The sequence below is a fragment of the Mesorhizobium sp. WSM4840 genome, from assembly GCF_055811755.1.
Window position 1 is genome coordinate 1 of sequence record NZ_JBVVQD010000159.1, and the last position, 215, is coordinate 215.

The 215-nt window shown below is 65.6% G+C and carries 1 protein-coding gene; it reads right to left on the reverse strand.

Annotation, left to right across the window (positions count from 1 at the left end; translation table 11 throughout):
* The coding region (locus AC0L3I_RS37115; RefSeq protein ID WP_473530251.1) for a TCP-1/cpn60 chaperonin family protein at positions 1–215 on the reverse strand (215 nt) is incomplete at both ends.

Here is a 215-nt window from a genome sequence, read left to right on the forward strand (position 1 = left end):
GCGATCATGGCTTCGGTGGTGACCAGCAGGCCGGCGACCGAGGCCGCGTCCTGGAGAGCCGTGCGCACGACCTTGACCGGATCGACGATACCCATGGCGATCATGTCGCCATATTCGCCGGTCTGGGCGTTGAAGCCGAAGGTCGGGCCCTTGTTCTCGAGGATCTTGCCGGCAACGATCGATGCTTCCGCACCGGCGTTGGCCGCGATCTGGCG